Source organism: Rhodococcus sp. P4_B6, from assembly GCF_056402215.1.
Window position 1 is genome coordinate 21,396 of record NZ_JBFUHV010000074.1, and the last position, 19,053, is coordinate 40,448.

The window sequence follows — 19,053 nt, forward strand, 5'->3', positions numbered from 1 at the left end:
ATGACGTTCACGCCCGGCGGGCCGAATTACGGTCCGCCCGCGCAACCGACTGCAGGGGGAGAATCGAAAGGCCTGGGCTTCTTCCTCCTGATCGGTGTCGCCGTTCTCGGTGTCCTCAACCTACTGCTCGGGTTCGCCCCGTACGCCACCTTGGCGCGAGAGTCCGTGAACTCGTTCGAAGCGAACACGGACGGACTCGGACTGCTGTTCCTCGGTGGTCTGCTCGCGGCGGCGTCCCTCCTCCCGAAGCAGTCCTATGCGGGTGCGGCCGCGGCGGCGTCCGTCGCGGGCTGGGTCGTTGCGTTGTTCGTCTTCCTGAACGTCGACGCGGATTCCGGTTGGGGCGCAATCCTCATCCTCGTTCTCGGATTCATCCAGTCGGCCGTGGCCGTGGCAGCCGTGCTGTTCGACATCGGCGTCCTGAAGCAGCCGGCGCCCAAGCCGGCCGCAGCCGCGGGCTTCGGTCAGCCCGGCCAGACCCCGCAGGGGTACGGCCAGGGCGCCCCGCAGGGGTACGGGCAGGGCCCGCAGCAGTCGTACGGACAGCAGCCGCAGGGCTACGGCCAGAGCGCGCCGCAGGGCTACGGACAGCAGAGCCAGTCGCAGCCCGGCTACGGGCAGCAGAGCCAGCAGGGTTACGGCCAGCAGGGTTACGGCCAGCAGGGCCAGCCCTCGCAGAGCCAGCCCGGATACACCCAGGGCTACGGACAGCCGCAGCAGCCGGGCTACGGCGCGGGCGCGGGATCCGCGTCGTACGACGCCCCGACCACCGCCTACCAGCAGCCGCAGTACCAGGGGTACTCGCAGCCGTCGACGCCGTCGCAGCCCACTGGAACGCCCAGCTCGCAGTACCCGGCCGGGACCAGTTACGGTTCGGCGCAGCACGCGGCGCCGGCGTACGGGTCGCAGGCCGAGTCCTCGCCCGTGGAGCGCACTCTCGAGTACGGCGAGCAGCCGTCCACCGAGGCGAAGCCGGCCGAGTCGGCCGAGAAGCCTGAATCGGAGGGGTACAGCGCGCCCACCCAGGCGTTCGACACGCGCGCCGACAGGGACGACAAGTAGCGGTCCATCCAGCAGGTGGCCTCTGACCGAACCTGGTCGGAGGCCACTTCTGTGCGGCGCGCCTGACCGCTGTCGCTGCGTCGGAGTGCCACTCTCGAGGGGATGAGTTCTTTGGTTGATCGTGCGCAGCGTGTCGCACAGGGTGCACGACGGCGAGCCGTCCGCGACGACGAGAGGCGAGCCGTCCGCGATGATGCGCGGCGCGCCCCGCGACAGCGTCCCGTGCCCGACGCGGACGAGATGCGGGCGCTGCTGTCGGTCGCGTTCCGGCCCGCGGGGGTCACGGTCGTCCTGCTGTCCGCACTCATCGTCGTCACGCTGGTGGCGGCGAACAGTGACCTCACGGGAACGTTCGGTGCGATCGCGGCGTCGTGGCTGGCGATTCACCAGGTGCCGTTGACGATCGACGGCACCTCGCTCGGCGTCCTCCCGCTGATCCCGACGGCGGGGATGATGTGGGCGGTCGCCCGCGGGTGCGCGGCGGTGGTGCATCCGGCGTCCTCGCGGCGGCACGCCCTGCAGGTGATCGGCGCCGCGGTGGCCGGACCGCTGGCCGTGACAGCCATCGCCCTCGCGGTCATCGCGGACGCGTCGGCGGTCATCCAGTTGTCCTCCCCGAACGCGCTCGCCGCGTTCGGGTGGGTGCTGTTGGTGCATGTGCTCGCGGCGGGGATCGGCGTGACGGTCGCGATGTGGCCGACGCTCGGTGCGGAGGTTCCGTCGTGGGTCCGGGACGCGGTGCGCCCGGGGCTGCGCGCGATGACGGCGATCGTCGGTGCCGGCGCGGTGCTGGTCACGATCTCGCTGCTGATGGAGTGGTCCACGGTCGGGTCGCTGCTCGAACGCGGGGACGGTGTCGTCGGAACGCTCGGACTGACGATCCTGTCCGTGCTGTACCTGCCGAACGTGGTGGTGGGTGCCGCGGCCGCCGTCATGGGCGGGACCGCGCAGATCGGGGACGTCTCGGTCAGCGTGTTCGGCAACGTCGGTGGTTCGCTGCCACCGTTGCCGCTGCTCGGCGCGGTTCCCGACGGGGTGTCCGGTGGCGCGTGGCCGGCGTTGCTGGTGATTCCGCTGCTGATTGGTGTGATGCTCGGACGCGACTGCGGACGTCGCGTCGCCGGGCAGGAGGCACTGCTCACCGTGCTGACCTCCGCCGCGGGTGTCGGTGTGGTGACGGCCGTGCTCGGACTCGTGTCCGGCGGACGGCTCGGCGCCTTCGGAACCGTCGAGCTGAACTGGTGGGCGTTCGGGCTGCTCACGTTCGCGTGGCTCGGACTTGCGGGCGCGGTGACGGCGGTGGTCGTCGCCTGGCATCGGAGCCGGGGCGCCGACGACGAGGCCGACACGGAGGACGAGGAACCGCACCTTCCCGGCGCGGAGGAGGTTCCGGCGATAGCCGCCCCGATCACCGAGGAGCGGGAGGTCCCGGCAGCCGCGCCCGGCCGGGTGATCGAGGCCGAACTCGTCGAAGACGCCGAAGCGCCCGCGGCTCCCGTCGCGCCGCAGGACACCGACGCCGAGGCCGAGGTCGTGGTGGACGCCGAGGTCGAGGAAGACGCGGCGACGGCGGCACCCGAGGGGCCGGTAAAGGCGGGTGAGGCCCCGGAAGCCGACCTGCCCCGAGGGCCCGCAACCCCCAGCGACTAGGCTCTTGTTCGGTCGACGATGCGACCGCCCCCTTTCGATTCACCCGGCCTTTCGATTGTTCAGGAGTAGAGCGCTGACTTCCTCGCGTGACCACCTGGGGCCCACGACCACTTCGCCGGTCGCGTCCGCGCCGGCGCGGATCGTCGTACTCGCCTCCGGTGCGGGAACCCTCCTGAGATCGTTGATCGACGCGACCCACACCGACGGGTATCCCGCCGAGATCGTCGCCGTCGGCGTCGACCGCGACTGCGACGCCATCCGGCACGCCGAGTCCGCGGGCATCACCCACTTCCGGGTCGGGCTCCGCGACCACGCGGACCGGTCCGCCTGGGATGTCGCGCTGACCGAGGCCGTCGCGTCGCACCAGCCGTCGCTCGTGGTGTCGGCGGGATTCATGAAGATCCTCGGCCCCGCCTTCCTGGACCGCTTCGGCGGTCGCATCATCAACACGCATCCCGCGTTGCTGCCCGCGTTCCCCGGCGCGCATGCGGTCCCGGATGCGCTGGCCTACGGCGTCAAGGTGTCGGGATCGACGGTCCACCTCGTGGACGCGGGGGTCGACACCGGCCCGATCCTGGCGCAGGAGCCCGTGCCGGTGCTCGACGGCGACGACGAGTCGACCCTGCACGAGCGCATCAAGACTGTGGAGCGACGGTTGTTGGCGGACGTCATCGCCGCTGTCGCCACCCGTGGAGTTGTTTCCGATGGACGAAAGGCCGTGATCCCCAGTGAGTGAACGCAAGGCAGTACGCCGAGCGCTCGTCAGCGTCTACGACAAGACCGGTCTGGTCGAACTGGCTACGGGCCTGCACAAGGCAGGTGTCGAGCTGGTGTCGACAGGGTCGACCGCAGCGAAGATCGCCGACGCCGGCATCCCGGTCACCCCCGTGGAGGCGCTGACGGGCTTCCCCGAGTGCCTCGAGGGCCGGGTCAAGACCCTGCACCCGCGGGTGCACGCCGGCGTCCTCGCGGACACCCGGAAGCCCGAGCACCTCGCGCAGCTCGAGGAGCTCGGCATCGAGGCGTTCCAGCTGGTGGTCGTGAACCTGTACCCGTTCACCCAGACCGTCGCCTCGGGTGCGACCCCCGACGAATGCGTCGAGCAGATCGACATCGGCGGCCCGTCCATGGTGCGCGCCGCCGCGAAGAACCACCCGTCGGTGGCCGTCGTGGTGGATCCGGCCCGCTACGACGACGTGCTCACCGCGATCGCCGACGGCGGTTTCACGCTGCCCGAGCGCACCGCCCTCGCCGCGCAGGCGTTCCAGCACACCGCGTCGTACGACGTCGCGGTCGCGAGCTGGATGACGTCCACGCTGGTGGACAGCGGTGACTCGCAGTTCCCCGAGTGGGCAGGCGCCACCTGGGACCGCTCGGCCGTCCTGCGGTACGGCGAGAACCCGCACCAGGCCGCGGCCCTCTACGTGAACTCCGCCGCCCCGGCCGGTCTGGCCCAGGCCGAGCAGCTGCACGGCAAGGAAATGTCGTACAACAACTACACCGACGGCGACGCGGCGTGGCGTGCGGCATTCGACTTCAGTGAGCCGGCCGTCGCGATCATCAAGCACGCGAACCCGTGTGGCATCGCGGTCGGAGCCGACATCGCCGAGGCGCACCGCAAGGCACACGCCTGCGACCCGGTCAGCGCATACGGCGGGGTCATCGCCGCGAACCGCGAGATCACCGTCGAGATGGCCGAGCAGGTCGCCGACATCTTCACCGAGGTGATCATCGCCCCGTCCTACGCGGATGGCGCGCTCGGCGTGCTGCAGCGCAAGAAGAACGTCCGCGTCCTTCTCGCGAAGGCGCCCACCGCGACGGGAATCGAATTGCGTCCCGTGTCCGGTGGGGCACTCCTCCAGGAGCGCGACGTGCTCGACGCCGAAGGCGACGACCCCGCCAACTGGACCCTGGCCGTCGGCGACGCCGCCGACAAGCAGACCTTGAAGGACCTCGAATTCGCGTGGCGCGCGTGCCGTTCGGTGAAGTCCAACGCCATCCTGCTCGCCTCCGACGGTGCGTCGGTCGGCGTCGGCATGGGCCAGGTCAACCGCGTCGACTCCGCGCACCTCGCGGTGCAGCGGGCCGGTGACCGGGTGGTCGGGTCGGTGGGCGCGTCGGACGCGTTCTTCCCGTTCCCCGACGGACTGCAGGTCCTCGCGAACGCCGGCGTCAAGGCAGTCGTGCAGCCGGGTGGTTCCGTCCGCGACAACGAGGTGATCGATGCGGCCAAGGAAGCCGGTATCACCATGTACCTGACGGGTGCGCGGCACTTCGCGCACTAGCGTTCGGCACCTCTCGAACGGGTCTCGGCATCGCGCCGGGGCCCGTTCTGCGTTGTCAGGCGGCTGCGGCCCCGTGCGCGCGGCCGGTGCCCTCGAGTTCACGCGGCGAACCGGTGATGACCACGCGGGCGGCACCGCGACTGCGGACCGCGCTGATCAGTTCGCCCAGTCCGGCCTCGTGGGCGGCGTCGCAGTGCGACAGGTCGAGGGTGACGGCGTAACCGGTGAGGTCGTCCGGCAGGTCCAGATACGGGGGAGAGGTGGACAGTTGGTTGATGCGAAGTTTCATGTGGTGCTCCTGAAAGTGAAAGGTAAAAGAAAAGGCACCCGAGGGGTTTGCCCTGGGTGCCCGAGAATGACTTGGTTGAGTCTCAACATTCTCGGGGTGCGCCGAACTTGGTGATGTGCTTGTCGGCGGAGCATCGACGCCATGCGGGTACGGACGCGAAGAGCGCGTGAAGCTGCATCATGGCCGTACCTTTCTGCGTGTCGTTGCTGGTTGGTAGATGACCGTACAGCACCGGTTGAGGGTTTGCACTTCCATTATCCGGCCACCGCGCAGGAATGCGCGGTTGAGCAGCCACTCTTGGCCCAGAGTTGCCGTCCTGTTCACATCCGCTCATCGATTCGCCGGATGCGCGGGCAATTGCGTGGGAATTCGGCGAATCGGTGCGCGTCCGTCGAATCCCACCACTTTGGTTACAGGTTGCTTTCGATCCGGACTCGAGCAGCACGAGCGCGCGGTGCAGCTGATTCACTCGGGGCTGATGTGACTCGAGTGGCACCTGTGGAAGGAGAGTGGCGCCCGGACTGCGACGGTGCGCCCATCCCCGTTATGAACCGTTTTGCAATCAAGGCCGGCCTCGGCGCCTGCGTCCTGGGTGCGTCCGTGCTCATCCCTGCTCAGGTGTCGGCGGAACCCGCTGCGACGGCGACCGGCACCGAACTGTCCGGGATGACGGTGTTCCTCGACCCCGGACATCAGGGTTCCAGCGAGGGCCACGACCTCGCGCAGCAGGTGAACGACGGCCGGGGCAACACCAAGGACTGCCAGACGAGCGGCATGACGTCGCTGGGCGGGGTGCCCGAGCACACCATCAACTGGAACGTCACCCAGCTGGTGAAGAGCAGCCTCGAGAGCCTCGGCGCGAAGGTCGTCCTGAGTCGTCAGGACGACACCGGCTGGGGCGGGTGCATCGACGAAAGAGCCCGTGCAGCAAGCGAATCGAACGCCGATTTGGCTGTGAGCATTCACGCGGACTCCACGGCGCAGGGCGAGGACGCGGGCAAGCACGGGTTCCACATGATCATCCCGTCGCTGCCCATCCCCGACGAGAAGGCGGACGCCGCGCAGTCCGGCGGCGGGCTCGAGGCGTCGAAGATGATGCGCGACGCCTACAAGTCCGACGGCTTCGTTCCCGCCAACTACGCCGGCGTGAACGACGGCCTCCAAACCCGCGCCGATGTGGCGGGTCCTGCACTGACCCAGGTTCCGCTGGTGTTCGTCGAGATGGGCAACGGTTCGAACAAGGAGGACTCCGCGCAGCTGGAGAGCTCCGACGGCCAGTTGAAGCACGCCATCACCATCACGACGGGCATCGTCACCTACCTGCTGACGGGGTCGGAGGCCGCGCCTGCGCAGGAGCTGGCGGCCGCTCCGGCCGCGACGACGGCACCGAATGCGAGCGAGGACAGCGCGTCGTCGACCACCACCACGACCCCGAAGGCGACCACACCCAAGGCGGCACCGAAGTCGACGGCGCCGGACTCGGCGCAGCTGTCCGAGCTGATGGAGATGCTCGCGCCGCTGCTCGAGGTTCAGGGGCTGGACGGGCTGCAGGACCTCGTCAACGACAAGAACCTCGGGCTCGTGTCCGATCTGGCGAGCACGTTGCTGGCCGTGATCACCGGGGCCGGTGGGGGCAACTGATCACAGTGACGCGATCCACCTGCCGAACGGTTCGGTGAACTCCGCCGAGTAGGGCAGCGGTTCCACGTAATCCGGTCCGGTGGACGGACGGTCGCCGACGTCCTTGAGGACGTGATTGGCGTTCGTCATCCGCACCGGCGTCAGCGCGGTGTGCGCGAGGGCGTCGTTCAGGCCGTCGACGTCCGCGAGTTGCACCTGGATGTCCTTGGCGGAGCAGCTCGTGAGAACCGGGAAACCGGCGGGCAGCCTGCCGGCCAGCGCGCGGGGGTCGAGGGCGTCCTCCTCCGCGAGGGCCTTGGCGTTGGCGTGCACCAGCCCGGCGTTCTGCAGGGGTTCCGGAAGGTCGTCGGGGATCGTGCCCGATGTGCGGAGCGATTCGACGGTGTCCGCGAGCGCGAGCCGCAGTTCGTCGGCCAGCTCCACCGGCAGCTGTCCGGCGCCGACCACGGCGTCGAGCTGTCCGTGGATCTGCGTGGTGAGCAGGTCGAGGAGCCGGACGCTGAGCGGTTCGAGCAGTCCGACGGCGCGCACCCGCGACTCGCTTTCCGCAGTGGCGAGCGCGAGGGCGACGAGACCGCCGTCGCTGTGTCCGATGACGATCAGCTGCGACGGGTCGACCCCGGGTTGGGCGGCCAGGAAGTCGAGGCCCGCCGACGCGGCGTCGACGAAGGTGGTGAAGCCGAGACCGCCGACCTCTTCCACCTCGTAGGGGCCGAGGGCGGTTTCGCCGCTGCCGATCTTGTCGTAGCGCAGGCTCGCGAAGCCGTGCTGTTCGAGCACGTCGGCGAGGTGGCGGAGGGTTCCGATGTCACCGGGGAGCAGGGCGCTGTCGCCGTTGCGGTCGGTCGGGCCGCTGCCGGCGAGCAGCAGTGCGGCGGGCGCCGACCCGTTCGCGTCGACGGACGTGCGGAGGCTGCCGTAGTAGGTGACGGCACCGCTGGCGAAGGTGATCTCGGTGTCAGGCATGGGGACTGTCTACCAGTTCACGTCGCGCGCAGTCGCCGCACCCGTTGCGCTCCCCGCCACGCGAACCACAGCAGGAACGCGAGCAGCGGGATGACGAGAAGCGGAAGCAGCAGGGCGATCAGCGACGTGCCGAACGAGACCACGTCCTCGATCACCGACACCACCGGATTGGCCAATCCGCCGGTGGAGGCCGTGCTCACCGCGCGGGTGCCGGTCTGCGCGGTGCTGAACGCCAGAGCGGTGGGTGCGCCGATGACGATCCCGGCGATCGCGGCCGTCGACGGGTCCACGTCGGCGAAGGCCGCCCAGGTCGCGACGACCCCGGCAAGGGGACCGGTGACGTTGCCGATCACCGACAGCGCGTTGTCGACGAACGGGATGAGATCGGCGGTCAGTTCCACGACCGTCGCGATCGACAGCGCCACCAGCGCCCCGGTGGAACCGAGCCACCGCATCGACTCGTTCAGGGTCACCCCGAGCACCTCGACGTGCACTGCGGCGCTGAGCATCAGCAACGGCAGGAACGTGCGCAGTCCCGACGCGGCGGCGAGGCCGAGGCCGAGCAGTCCGGGCAGAACCCAGGTCTCCATGCACGGCAGTGTAGGGGCCCGGTGACGACTGCAGGAGGGCATCGCGGCCGAGATCTCAGAGAAGCATCACAGAACTCACACATTCGGCGATTAGCGTCTGCATCACCAGTTGTTCCAATGGATTACGTCCGAGAACAGCTCCCGACTCCAGGAAGGTGCCGCATCATGAACGTCGTACAGTTGACCACCGGTGATTTCGTCGCCGCCATGTTCTCCCTCGACTTCGTCGACGGCGGGTTCCGCCGGGAGGCCGTCGAGCGGATTCACCGGGGCGCGATCGACGAGTGGGTGTCTGCGCTGACCGGGTCGGGTCTGTTCTCCAACCGTGCGGTCGCGAACGTGGTCCGGGCGTGGCGATCCGATCCGCACATCCTGCTGGACTCGCTTCTGACGGAGGCCGATCCGGTGACGGCCGAGCACTACCGCGCCGCCTGGGGCGAGTTGGACGCCGCGTCCTCGTACACGGTTGCCGCGTAGGCGCGCAGTGCTCAGGAGGGCCGCCGCGCATTAACCGCGTGCCGATTCGCCCGAACCCTCGTAGCGTGGAGTGGTGACGTCATCGGAACACAGACCTTCCACCGTCGGCGAGCTCCGCGAGTCGGGCCACGTTCAACGCACCGTCAAGGAAGAGATCCGCGAGAATCTGCTCGCGGCCCTACGCGACGGTCGTGATCCGTGGCCCGGCATCGTCGGTTTCGAGGAGACGGTGGAACCRCAACTCGAACGGGCACTCATCGCAGGTCACGACGTGGTGTTGCTCGGCGAACGAGGTCAGGGCAAGACCCGCCTCCTCCGCACCCTCAACCTGCTCCTCGACGAATGGACCCCGGTGATCGCCGGTTCCGAACTCGGGGAGCATCCCTATGAGCCCATCACTCCGGCGTCGATCCGCAGGGCGCAGGAACTGGGCGACAGCCTCCCCGTCGCGTGGCGCCACCGCAGTGAGCGGTACTCGGAGAAGCTCGCGACGCCCGACACGTCGGTGGCGGACCTCGTCGGGGACGTGGATCCGGTGAAGGTCGCGGAAGGCCGCAGCCTCGGCGACCCGGAAACCATCCACTTCGGTCTCGTTCCCCGCGCGCACCGGGGCATCGTCGCCATCAACGAGCTGCCCGACCTCGCCGAGCGCATCCAGGTGTCGCTGCTCAACGTCATGGAGGAACGCGACATCCAGGTCCGCGGGTACACCCTCCGGTTGCCGCTGGACGTCCTGATGGTGGCCAGTGCGAACCCGGAGGACTACACGAACCGCGGTCGGATCATCACCCCGCTGAAGGACCGGTTCGGCGCCGAGATCCGGACGCACTACCCGACCCGTCTCGACGACGAGGTCGCGGTCATCCTCCAGGAAGCGCACCTCACCGCCGAGGTGCCCGAGTACCTCCTCGAGATCCTGGCCCGGTTCACCCGCCTGCTCCGCGAGTCGACGTCGGTCGATCAGCGGTCGGGGGTGTCCGCCCGGTTCGCGGTGGCGGGCGCCGAAACCGTCAGCGCAGCTGCGGTGCATCGCGGCGCCGTGCTCGGTGAGGCCGACCCGGTCGCGCGGCCCGTCGACCTCGAAACCGTCGTCGACGTCCTGCGGGGCAAGGTGGAATTCGAATCCGGGGAGGAGGGGCGCGAGATCGAGGTCCTCGAGCACCTGCTCCGGCGGGCGACGGCCGACACGGTCCGCACCCGGCTCGGCGGCATCGACCTGGCCGAACTCGTGGACGCCGTCGAACAGGGCGACCCGGTGGTCACCGGCGAACGGATCACGGCGAAGGCGCTGCTGAACGAGTTGCCCGAACTCGAGGTCCTCGACGTGCTCGCCGAGCGTCTGGGCGCGGAGTCGGACGGCGAGCGGGCCGCGGCGGCCGAGTTCGCCCTCGAAGGGCTGTACCTGGCCCGGCGGATCTCCAAGAACCCGGACATCAACGGGCAGACGGTGTATTCGTAATGTCCCGCAAGGCGGAACGCGGGCCGCACAATGCGCGGTACGGGCCGTACGAGGGCGGTGATCCGCTGGCGGCGCCGGTGGACCTGCGCGAGGCGCTCGCCGCGATCGGCGACGACGTGTTCGCGGGCAGTTCGCCGCGGCAGGCGCTGCGCGAGATGCTGCGCCGCGGCAACCGCGACATGCGCGGGCTGGACGAGCTTGCGGCCGAGGCCAATCGGCGCCGCCGCGAGCTGCTGAAGCGGAACAACCTGAACGGCACCCTCGAAGAGGTCCGGGAACTCCTTGACCGCGCGGTACTCGAGGAACGCAAGACGCTGGCCCGCGCGCTCGACGACGACGCCCGCTTCTCCGAGATGCGCCTCGAGGAACTGTCGCCGTCCACCGCGCAGGCCGTGCAGGAACTCGCCGACTACGACTGGCGCAGTTCGGAAGCCCGTGCCGACTACGAGAAGATCCGCGACCTGCTGGGCCGCGAGGTGCTGGACCAGCGGTTCGCCGGGATGAAGCAGGCGCTCGAGGGTGCCACGGAGGAAGATCGCGAACGCATCCGGGAGATGCTCGCCGATCTCAACGACCTGCTCGACAAGCATTCCCGCGGTGAGGACACCCAGGAGCAGTTCGACGAGTTCATGGACAAACACGGGGAGTATTTCCCCGAGAACCCGCGCAACGTCGAGGAACTGCTCGACTCGCTGGCGCAGCGGGCGGCGGCGGCGCAGCGGCTGCGGAACTCGCTGTCGCAGGAGCAGCGCGACGAACTCGACGCGCTGGCGCAGCAGGCGTTCGGTGATCCGTCGCTGATCGGACAGCTGGACCGCCTCGACCAGCACCTGCAGGCTGCGCGTCCCGGCGAGGACTGGCAGGGCGCGCAGCGGTTTCGCGGGGACGACGGCATGGGCCTGGGCGAGGGCACCGGCGCGTTGCAGGACATCGCGGAACTCGAGTCGCTCGCGGAGCAACTGTCGCAGCAGTACGCGGGCGCACAACTCGACGACATCGACGCGGAGGCCCTGGCCCGGCAACTGGGCGACGAGGCGGCGGCGGATGCGCAGACCCTCGCCGAACTGGAGAAGGCGCTGCGGGACCAGGGTTTCTTCGACCGCGGGGCGGACGGTCAATGGCGGCTGTCGCCGAAGGCGATGCGCCAACTCGGTCAGACGGCCCTGCGGGATGTCGCGCAGCAACTGTCTTCGCGTGGCGGGCAACGGGAGACGCGGCGCGCCGGGGCGATGGGGGAGCCGACGGGGGCGTCCCGCGAGTGGGCGTTCGGCGACACCGAGCCGTGGGACGTCACGCGCACCATCACCAACGCGGTGCTGCGGGCGGCGTCCGATCCGGTCGAACGCGGTCGCGTCCCGGTCCGGCTGTCCGTCGCGGACGTGGAGGTGATGGAGACCGAGCAGCGGTCGCAGGCGGCGGTCGCGTTGCTGGTCGACACGTCGTTCTCGATGGTGATGGAGGGGCGGTGGGTGCCGATGAAACGCACCGCACTTGCGCTGAACCACCTGGTGAGCACCCGGTTCCGCAGCGACGAACTGCAGCTCATCTCGTTCGGCAGGCACGCGCAGGTGCTGACGCCGTCGGAGCTGGCAGGCCTGGACGGCGCCTGGGACCAGGGCACCAACCTGCACCACGCGCTGCTGCTGGCCGCCCGGCATCTGCGCAGGCACCCCAACGCGCAGCCGGTGGTCCTGATCGTCACCGACGGTGAGCCGACCGCGCACCTCGAGCCGGACGGCTTCGCGTATTTCGACTACCCGCCGAGCGCCCGGACCCTCGGTCTGACGGTCCGGGAACTCGACACCCTCGCCCGGCTCGGCGCCCACGTCACGTTCTTCCGGCTCGGTGAGGATCCCGGTCTCGCGCGGGTGGTGGACCGGATGGCCGAGCGGGTCGGCGGACGCGTCGTGGCGCCCGGTCTGGACGGTCTCGGTGCCGCCGTCGTCAGCGACTACATGCGTCGCAGGCGCTGACCCGTGAGTACTTGTCAACCGCCGGCGGTTGACAAGTACTCACGGGTGCGTCAGCGCACGGCGGGCTGGTGCTGGGTGATGCAGTGGATGCCGCCGCCGCGCGCGAAGAGCGGGCGGGCGTCGACGGAGACGACCGTGCGTCCCGGGTAGGCGGCCGACAGGATCGCGACCGCTTCCTCGTCCGCGGGATCGTCGAAGCTGCACGCGATGACGCCGCCGTTGACGACGAAATGGTTGATGTAGCTGTAGTCGACGAAGCCCTCCTCGTCGCGCAGGACCTGCGGCGCGGGGACGGTGATGATCTCCCACGACTCGCCGCGGGCGTCCGTGGTCTGCTTCAGCGCGTCGATGACGGCCTTGCTGACCTCGAAGTCGGGGTGCTCGGGGTTGCGCTGATCGTGCACGAGGACGACGCCGGGCGACGGTATCGCGGCGACGATGTCGACGTGTCCGCGGGTGCCGTAGGTGTCGGAGTCGCGGGTCAGGCCGCGCGGCAGCCAGATCACCTTGGTGGCACCGATCGTGCGGGCGAGTTCCGCCTCGATGTCGGCCTTCGACAGGTCCGGGTTGCGGCCCGGGTCGAGTTGCACGGTCTCGGTGACCAGCACGGTGCCGAGGCCGTCGACCTGGATGCCGCCGCCCTCGTTGACGATCGGCGAGTCGACGAGTTCGGCACCGGACCGCTCGACCACCAGGGCGCCGATCTTCGAGTCCTTGTCCCACTGGGCCCAGTCCTGGCCGCCCCAGCCGTTGAAGATCCAGTCGACGCCGCCGAGGCGTCCGTCCTCGGACAGCACGAACGTGGGTCCGATGTCGCGCATCCAGGCGTCGTTCAGCGGCGCCGGGGCGATGTCGATGTCGGCGGACAGGTACTTCTTAGCCGCCGGCACCTCACCGGGGTCGACGACGACGGTGACCGGTTCGAACCGGGCGACGGCGTGTGCCACCTCGGCCCACGTGGTGCGCGCCTCGTGCTGCTCCTCCGGAGTGTCGCCCAGGGAGTAGCCCGCACTGGGGTAGGCCATCCAGGTGCGTTCGTGCAGTTCGCCTTCCGCGGGCATGCGCCAGGTCATCACGCCCTCCCGAACGGGGAGGCGTGATCGACGGGCTCGGTGAGGGCGCCGTACGTGTCGGGGCGACGGGTGGCCAGGAACGGGAACAGGGCCAGCCAGTCCTCGCGCTGCTGGAGGTCGAGGTCGGCGACCAGCACCGCGGATTCGTCGCGCGGTGCCTGAGCGAGGATGCGGCCGTAGGGGTCGGAGATGAACGACGAGCCGTAGAACGTGATGAGGCCTTCGCCGCCGTGGCGGTTGGGCACCACCATGAACGTGCCGTTCGCGATGCCGTTGCCGACGATCACCTGCTGCCACAGCGGCTGGGTGTCGAACTGCGGGTGGTCGGGTTCCGAGCCGATCGCGGTGGGGTACACCAGGATTTCGGCGCCGCCGAGCGAGTAGGCGCGGGCGACCTCGGGGAACCATTCGTCCCAGCAGGTGGGGAGCCCGAGCTTGACGCCGCCCAGTGCCTCGGCGGTGTGGACGGGGTACGGGTTGTCGGCGGGGCCGCCGCGGAAGTAGGTGTCCTCGTAGTAGCCGGCGGTGACGGGAATGTGCAGCTTGCGGGTGTGCGCGAGCAGTTCCCCGGACGGGGCGACGAGGATGGCGGTGTTGAAACCGAGTCCGTCCTCGTACTGCACGCCGTTCTCGGAGTCGTTCCGCTCGTACAGGGACGCGTGGACGAGGACGCCGTGTTCGGCGGCGGCCTTGGCGGCGAACGTGAACGTCGGCCCCGTGAGGAGGTCCTCGGCCTGGCGGCCGGGGTTGTCACCGCCTTCGACGAAGGCGGGGTACCGGCTCAGCGTGAGTTCGGGGAGGAACACCACGCGCGCCCCGAGCTTGGCTGCCGCGGCGATGCCCTCGTCGAGTTCGGCCCGCAGATCCTGCTCGTTCTCGTGCCAGCGGTGCTGGACGAGTCCGACGCGGAGCGGGGTGCGTCCGGTCTCGCGCGTCCTCGACAGGGACTCGGGAGGGGTGAGGGCGGTGATCGTCAACATTGTGATTCCTCGGATGTTCGGTTCGGCGAGCGCCTAAAACGAATTGGATTCGTTAAGTATGGTGGGTAAATGCTCGGCGATCAAGGGGCGGGGAGACACGATTTCGATTCCTTCGGTATCCACCCTGGTCGCCGGTGACACACACCGACCAGGAGGGCACCCATGCCACGGCCATCACAGCGACTGCTGTCGCCGGAGATCATCACCGAAGCTGCCATGCGCATGGTGGACCTCACGGGTGATTTCACGATGCCGGGTCTCGCCGAACGGCTGAAGGTGCGGCCCTCCTCGCTGTACAACCACGTGTCCGGGAGGGCGGAGATCATCGAACTGATGCGTGCCCGCATGATGGCGGGCATCGTGGTGGCGGACCCCGACGGCAAGTGGAGCGAGACGGTGGCCGGCCTGGCGCGCGAATATCGGCGCAACTACGCCGAGCATCCTCGGCTGATTCCCCTGTTCACCGCGCACACAGTGCAGTCCGGTGTGGCTTTCGCTCTGTACAACGCGCTGGCGCAGGCATTCTCGGACGGCGGCTTCACGCCCGAGGAGATTCTGCACGCCATCACGACGGTCGACAGTTTCGTGCTGGGGTCGGCGCTGGACCTCGCCGCACCCGAAGTGGTCTGGGCGACCGCGCCGGAGGCGAACGAGTCCATGCGAGCCGCCCTGGCCACGTCCGGGCCGAACCCCGGACGGGCGGATGCAGCATTCGAGTTCGGGCTGCGGACGCTTATCGCTGGCTTGGTGGCGCAGGCTCCGATCGAGCCGTGAGATCGCCCTCGTCGCGCAGAGCGGACGTCTCGCGGTTGAGGGTCTCGCCGCGGAAGAAGGCGGGACTGCGGAACCGCATGACCACCATGAGGATCGCCCCGAGCAGCAGGATCCCGAAGCCGAGGAAGAAGACCAGGCCGATGCCGCCGATCGACGCGCCACTCGCGTTGTCCGGGTCCATGCTCTCCTCGATCGAGATCACGAACACCGCGAGCAGCATGAGGCCGCCGAGGAGCGGGAACGCGAACCGGAAGACGATGTTGCGGAAACTCGTGAACAGGCTGTCCCGGAAGTACCAGACACACGCGAACGCCGTGATGCCGTAGTACCAGCAGATCATGATGCCCAGTGCGGCGATGGTGTCGAGCAGCGTGCGTTCGGACAGGAACGTCACCACCGTGTAGAACACCGCGGTGATGACGCCGGCGACGACCGTGGCGTACGACGGGACCAGGAACCGGGGGGACACGTCGGCGAGTTTCTTCGGGAAAGCGCCGTACGCGCCCATCGCGAGCATGGTGCGGGCCGCGGGCAGGAACGTGGTCTGCAGGCTCGCGACCGAGGAGACGAACACGGCGAGGAACAGCAACATGCCGCCCCAGTTCCCGAGAACCGGATCGGCGAGGGCGCCGAAGACGTTCTCGGAGTTGTCCGGGTTGCCCAGGCCGAGGCCGTCTTCGCCGACGCCGGCGTACATCATCGCCGCGACCGACACGAGCAGGTACGTCAGCAGAATCGTGATCACGCACAGCAGTCCGGCGCGACCGGGGGTCTTCTTCGGGTTCTTCGACTCCTCGCCCAGCGTCAGGCACGTGTCCCAGCCCCAGAACGCGAAGATCGAACCCGTCAGGCCGATCACGAACGCGCCGACGGCCAGTCCCGTGAACGGGTTGAACCAGCTCAGGTCGAACGACAGCCCGGCGGGGGCGTCCCCGTTACCGACGTGGACCAGTGCCACCACCGCGAACGCGATGAGCAGGACCATCTGGAAGCCGACCAGCGCGAACTGCAGCTTCTCGCTGGTGGTGATGCCGCGACTGGCGATCCACGTGGCGAGTGCGATGAAGAGCAGGGTGGTGCCCACATTCACGAACTTGTTGCCGGGCAGGTCCGCGATGCTCGGTGCGTCGAACAGTTTCGCGATGAACAGATAGAAGAACTGGACCGCGATCGCCGCGAGGTTCGAGAGCACGATGATCGTGGCGATCACCATGCCCCAGCCGCACATCCAGCCGACGTACGGACCGAACGCCTTCGTCGACCACGTGAACGACGCACCGCAGTCGGGTGATTCGGAGTTGAGCTCACGGTAGGCGTACGCCGTGAGGAACATGGGAATGAAGCCGGCGATGAAGATGGCGGGCATCTTCAGCCCGACCGCCGCGACGATCAGTCCGATGCTGGCCGTCAGCGTGTAACCCGGTGCCACGGAGGAGATCCCGAGGACCGCCCCTGCAAAGGTCCCGACCGCACCGGTGGCCAGCCCTTTGGTGCTCACGGCAACGCCGGCCGACGCCGGTGCGCCTTCGCTGTTCGTCATGTCTGAACCTCCGGTCGGGTGCGATCGTGGATCCGGGGCGGGTGTCGCGGACGGTTTACTCACTGTTGGGGAACTCCTGCTTGGGGACGACGACCATGGGCACCGGCAGGACGCGGAGCATCTTGGCCGCGGTGGATCCCAGGAACAGTCGACGAGGTTGGGCGAGGCGGCTGGAGCCGACCATGACGAGGTCGCCGTCCTGCCAGTCGAGTTTGCGGACCGCCGATTCCACGGAGGATCCGTCGGCGATCATCACGGAGACGGGGAAGTCTTCGGGTAGTGCGGACTTCGCCTCGTCCAGGGTGGACTGTGCATGGGCGACCGCGCGCTCGCGGACGCTCTCGGAGGTGTCCCGATGATCGCGAAGGTGGTGGTGCGGGTCCAGTTCGACGAGGGACACCAGACGCAGCGGGGTCTCCATCCGCTTGCTGGTCCGCACGGCGGTTCGCAGCAGCACGTCCGCACCGACGCGCGTCCCGAGTGCGCACGTGACCTCTCGGATCTTCTTTGCGGAGGAATGCCGATGGCCGCGGGGTGCGAGGCAGAGCGGCACGTGCGCGGAGTGCAGCAATTCCGTCGACACGGAACCGACCGAGTGCCTGCCGAGCAGGCCGTCACCCGCGGCGCCGACGACGATCGCGTGCGCGTCGAGGCGGGTGACCTCGTCGAGGATGCCCTGTGCGAACGATTCGTGGAAGCTCAGGTGGACGTCCACGTCGATGTCGCTCGGCACCGACGACTTCGCCTCGTTCAGCCAGCGCTGTGCGCGGGAGGCGAGGATGTCGTCGAAGCCGGTCTCTGCCGGAACTCTCGCCGGGACCGTGCGGTCCGGCGGGAGAACCATGCAGATGTCGAGCTGTGCGCCGAGACTTCGGGCGAGCTGCGCCCCGAGGGCCAGACCGTCCTCCCCGCTGGGAGTGGCGAGATATCCAACGACCAATCGCATGGTGACGGTTCCGATCTGTCTCGGGGCGGGTGGGTTACGCGAAGCCGACGTACTTGGTCTCGAGGTACTCCTCGATGCCTTCGGTGCCGCCTTCGCTGCCGAGTCCGGACTGCTTGACTCCRCCGAACGGCGCGGCGACGTCGGAGATCACTCCGCGGTTGACGCCGACCATGCCGCTCTCGAGCTTGTCGGCGACGCGGAACGCSCGGTCGACGTTCTGCGTGTAGATGTAYGCGGCGAGACCGTATTCGGTGTCGTTSGCGGCGGCGACGCCCTCGGCCTCGGTGTCGAATCCGGTGATCGCGGCGACGGGTCCGAAGATCTCCTCGCGGACGATGCGCGCGTTCGCGGGYACCTCGTCGAGGACGGTGGGCTGGAAGAAGTAGCCGGGACCGTCGACGGACTTGCCGCCGGTGCGGACCCGGGCGCCCGCGGCGACGGCGTCGTCGACGAGGGACGCSACGTTGCGGCGCTGCTTCTCGTTGACGAGGGGGCCGACGTTGGTGCCGTCCTCGCTGCCCGGTCCGACGGTGAGCGCGGCGATCCGGTCGGTGAGCTTGGTGGTGAATTCCTCGCGCACCGAGTTCGCGACGATCAGGCGGTTGGCGGCGGTGCASGCCTCGCCGCCGTTGCGCATCTTCGCGGCCATCGCGCCCTCGACCGCGGCGTCGATGTCGGCGTCGTCGAACACSACGAACGGYGCGTTGCCGCCGAGTTCCATCGACGTGCGCAGAACCTGCTGGGCGGACTGYTCGATGAGGATCTTGCCGACSCGGGTGGAYCCGGTGAACGTCACCTTCCGCAGCCGCGGRTCSGCGAGCAGCGGTTCGGTGACGGCGGCGGCGTTCGACGCGGGCAGCACCGACAGCACACCGGCGGGCAGGCCKGCCTCGGCGAAGATCTCGGCGAGCAGCAGCATGGTGAGCGGGGTGTCCTCGGCGGGCTTGACGATGATCGTGCAGCCTGCGGCGAGCGCGGGGCCGATCTTGCGGGTGCCCATCGCGAGCGGGAAGTTCCACGGSGTGACGGCCAGGGTGGGTCCGACGGGCACCTTGGTGACCATGATCCGTCCGCTGCCCGACGGYGACGTGGTGTAGCGGCCCTGGATGCGGACGGCTTCCTCRCTGAACCAGCGCAGGAACTCGGCGCCGTAGTTCACCTCGCCGCGGCTCTCCGGCAGGGCCTTGCCCATCTCCATCGTCATGAGCAGCGCGAGGTCGTCGGTGCGCTCGATGACCTTCTCCCACGCCGACCGCAGGATGATCGACCGCTGCCGGGGTGCGGTGGCCGCCCATTCCTCCTGGACCGCCGCGGCGGAGTCCAGTGCGCGCATCGCGTCCTTGCCACC

The 19,053-nt window shown here is 69.0% G+C and carries 17 protein-coding genes; 9 read left to right on the forward strand and 8 right to left on the reverse strand.

The features are described from left to right. The 4 genes from AC1DWT_RS28835 (at position 1) to purH (ending at position 4,997) form a co-directional block, all read left to right on the forward strand. Entirely contained in the window at positions 1 to 1,062 is a 1,062-nt protein-coding gene (locus AC1DWT_RS28835) for a DUF5336 domain-containing protein (protein ID WP_072937323.1), read from the forward strand. Positions 1,063 to 1,173: 111 nt separating this feature from the next. Further along, the gene (locus AC1DWT_RS28840) at positions 1,174 to 2,712 is read left to right on the forward strand and encodes a cell division protein PerM (protein ID WP_477923254.1); all 1,539 of its coding nucleotides are present in this window, start codon (positions 1,174 to 1,176) and stop codon (positions 2,710 to 2,712) included. A 55-nt stretch (positions 2,713 to 2,767) separates the two neighbouring features. Then, the gene (gene purN / locus AC1DWT_RS28845; protein WP_083395586.1) at positions 2,768 to 3,448 is read left to right on the forward strand and encodes a phosphoribosylglycinamide formyltransferase; all 681 of its coding nucleotides are present in this window, start codon (positions 2,768 to 2,770) and stop codon (positions 3,446 to 3,448) included. Continuing rightward, on the forward strand, positions 3,441 to 4,997 hold the full coding sequence (purH, locus tag AC1DWT_RS28850; protein WP_072937321.1) for a bifunctional phosphoribosylaminoimidazolecarboxamide formyltransferase/IMP cyclohydrolase: 1,557 nt from the start codon (positions 3,441 to 3,443) through the stop codon (positions 4,995 to 4,997). The genes purN and purH overlap by 8 nt, the downstream gene beginning before the upstream one ends. Positions 4,998 to 5,052: 55 nt before the next feature. On the opposite strand, the gene AC1DWT_RS28855 is transcribed toward purH, so the two are convergent. Further along, positions 5,053 to 5,286 (reverse strand): hypothetical protein, encoded by a 234-nt coding sequence (locus tag AC1DWT_RS28855; RefSeq protein WP_477923245.1) that lies wholly within the window; start codon positions 5,284 to 5,286, stop codon positions 5,053 to 5,055. A 546-nt stretch (positions 5,287 to 5,832) separates the two neighbouring features. Here AC1DWT_RS28855 and AC1DWT_RS28860 point away from each other — a divergent pair. Next, a complete protein-coding gene (locus AC1DWT_RS28860) occupies positions 5,833 to 6,927 on the forward strand; it encodes an N-acetylmuramoyl-L-alanine amidase (RefSeq protein WP_477923247.1) in 1,095 nt (364 codons plus the stop codon). Here AC1DWT_RS28860 and AC1DWT_RS28865 read toward each other — a convergent pair whose 3' ends face one another. Then, the gene (locus AC1DWT_RS28865) at positions 6,928 to 7,893 is read right to left on the reverse strand and encodes an alpha/beta hydrolase family protein (RefSeq protein WP_072937318.1); all 966 of its coding nucleotides are present in this window, start codon (positions 7,891 to 7,893) and stop codon (positions 6,928 to 6,930) included. 17 nt (positions 7,894 to 7,910) lie between these two features. Then, positions 7,911 to 8,483 carry a DUF4126 domain-containing protein gene (locus AC1DWT_RS28870; protein ID WP_072937317.1) on the reverse strand — a complete coding sequence of 191 codons (573 nt, stop codon included), beginning with the start codon at positions 8,481 to 8,483 and terminating at the stop codon, positions 7,911 to 7,913. 165 nt (positions 8,484 to 8,648) lie between these two features. Here AC1DWT_RS28870 and AC1DWT_RS28875 point away from each other — a divergent pair, with 165 nt between their 5' ends. The 3 genes from AC1DWT_RS28875 (at position 8,649) to AC1DWT_RS28885 (ending at position 12,392) form a co-directional block, all read left to right on the forward strand. Then, on the forward strand, positions 8,649 to 8,960 hold the full coding sequence (locus AC1DWT_RS28875; RefSeq protein ID WP_072937316.1) for a hypothetical protein: 312 nt from the start codon (positions 8,649 to 8,651) through the stop codon (positions 8,958 to 8,960). A 73-nt stretch (positions 8,961 to 9,033) separates the two neighbouring features. Continuing rightward, the gene (locus tag AC1DWT_RS28880; protein WP_015889399.1) at positions 9,034 to 10,419 is read left to right on the forward strand and encodes an ATP-binding protein; all 1,386 of its coding nucleotides are present in this window, start codon (positions 9,034 to 9,036) and stop codon (positions 10,417 to 10,419) included. Beyond that, on the forward strand, positions 10,419 to 12,392 hold the full coding sequence (locus AC1DWT_RS28885; RefSeq protein ID WP_095861249.1) for a vWA domain-containing protein: 1,974 nt from the start codon (positions 10,419 to 10,421) through the stop codon (positions 12,390 to 12,392). The genes AC1DWT_RS28880 and AC1DWT_RS28885 overlap by 1 nt, the downstream gene beginning before the upstream one ends. Before the next feature lie 50 nt (positions 12,393 to 12,442). Here AC1DWT_RS28885 and AC1DWT_RS28890 read toward each other — a convergent pair whose 3' ends face one another. Both AC1DWT_RS28890 and AC1DWT_RS28895 read right to left on the reverse strand, forming a co-directional pair. Beyond that, positions 12,443 to 13,465, reverse strand: a complete 1,023-nt coding sequence (locus AC1DWT_RS28890) for an agmatine deiminase family protein (protein WP_072937314.1) — start codon at positions 13,463 to 13,465, stop codon at positions 12,443 to 12,445. Further along, the gene (locus AC1DWT_RS28895) at positions 13,465 to 14,445 is read right to left on the reverse strand and encodes a nitrilase-related carbon-nitrogen hydrolase (protein WP_095861248.1); all 981 of its coding nucleotides are present in this window, start codon (positions 14,443 to 14,445) and stop codon (positions 13,465 to 13,467) included. The genes AC1DWT_RS28890 and AC1DWT_RS28895 overlap by 1 nt, the downstream gene beginning before the upstream one ends. Before the next feature lie 162 nt (positions 14,446 to 14,607). On the opposite strand from AC1DWT_RS28895, the gene AC1DWT_RS28900 reads away from it, so the two are divergent. Further along, the gene (locus AC1DWT_RS28900) at positions 14,608 to 15,219 is read left to right on the forward strand and encodes a TetR/AcrR family transcriptional regulator (protein WP_072937312.1); all 612 of its coding nucleotides are present in this window, start codon (positions 14,608 to 14,610) and stop codon (positions 15,217 to 15,219) included. Here AC1DWT_RS28900 and AC1DWT_RS28905 read toward each other — a convergent pair. From AC1DWT_RS28905 to AC1DWT_RS28915, 3 genes are all read right to left on the reverse strand, one after another. Further along, the gene (locus AC1DWT_RS28905) at positions 15,179 to 16,759 is read right to left on the reverse strand and encodes an APC family permease (RefSeq protein ID WP_072937311.1); all 1,581 of its coding nucleotides are present in this window, start codon (positions 16,757 to 16,759) and stop codon (positions 15,179 to 15,181) included. The two genes, AC1DWT_RS28900 and AC1DWT_RS28905, sit on opposite strands and share 41 nt — an antisense overlap. A 55-nt stretch (positions 16,760 to 16,814) precedes the next feature. Beyond that, positions 16,815 to 17,705, reverse strand: coding sequence for a universal stress protein (locus AC1DWT_RS28910; RefSeq protein ID WP_072937310.1), 891 nt, complete (start codon positions 17,703 to 17,705; stop codon positions 16,815 to 16,817). 34 nt (positions 17,706 to 17,739) lie between these two features. Continuing rightward, on the reverse strand, positions 17,740 to 19,053 hold a 1,314-nt coding region (locus tag AC1DWT_RS28915; RefSeq protein WP_477923252.1), incomplete at its 5' end, for an NAD-dependent succinate-semialdehyde dehydrogenase.

Bases quoted from the DNA above. Each gene is read 5' to 3' on its own strand.
- AC1DWT_RS28835 (WP_072937323.1), top strand. From the start codon at position 1: ATGACGTTCACGCCCGGCGGGCCGAATTACGGTCCGCCCGCGCAACCG.
- AC1DWT_RS28855 (WP_477923245.1), bottom strand. From the start codon at position 5,286: ATGAAACTTCGCATCAACCAACTGTCCACCTCTCCCCCGTATCTGGAC.
- AC1DWT_RS28860 (WP_477923247.1), top strand. From the start codon at position 5,833: ATGAACCGTTTTGCAATCAAGGCCGGCCTCGGCGCCTGCGTCCTGGGT.
- AC1DWT_RS28865 (WP_072937318.1), bottom strand. From the start codon at position 7,893: ATGCCTGACACCGAGATCACCTTCGCCAGCGGTGCCGTCACCTACTAC.
- AC1DWT_RS28870 (WP_072937317.1), bottom strand. From the start codon at position 8,483: ATGGAGACCTGGGTTCTGCCCGGACTGCTCGGCCTCGGCCTCGCCGCC.
- AC1DWT_RS28875 (WP_072937316.1), top strand. From the start codon at position 8,649: ATGAACGTCGTACAGTTGACCACCGGTGATTTCGTCGCCGCCATGTTC.
- AC1DWT_RS28885 (WP_095861249.1), top strand. From the start codon at position 10,419: ATGTCCCGCAAGGCGGAACGCGGGCCGCACAATGCGCGGTACGGGCCG.
- AC1DWT_RS28890 (WP_072937314.1), bottom strand. From the start codon at position 13,465: ATGACCTGGCGCATGCCCGCGGAAGGCGAACTGCACGAACGCACCTGG.
- AC1DWT_RS28895 (WP_095861248.1), bottom strand. From the start codon at position 14,445: ATGTTGACGATCACCGCCCTCACCCCTCCCGAGTCCCTGTCGAGGACG.
- AC1DWT_RS28900 (WP_072937312.1), top strand. From the start codon at position 14,608: ATGCCACGGCCATCACAGCGACTGCTGTCGCCGGAGATCATCACCGAA.
- AC1DWT_RS28905 (WP_072937311.1), bottom strand. From the start codon at position 16,759: ATGACGAACAGCGAAGGCGCACCGGCGTCGGCCGGCGTTGCCGTGAGC.
- AC1DWT_RS28910 (WP_072937310.1), bottom strand. From the start codon at position 17,705: ATGCGATTGGTCGTTGGATATCTCGCCACTCCCAGCGGGGAGGACGGT.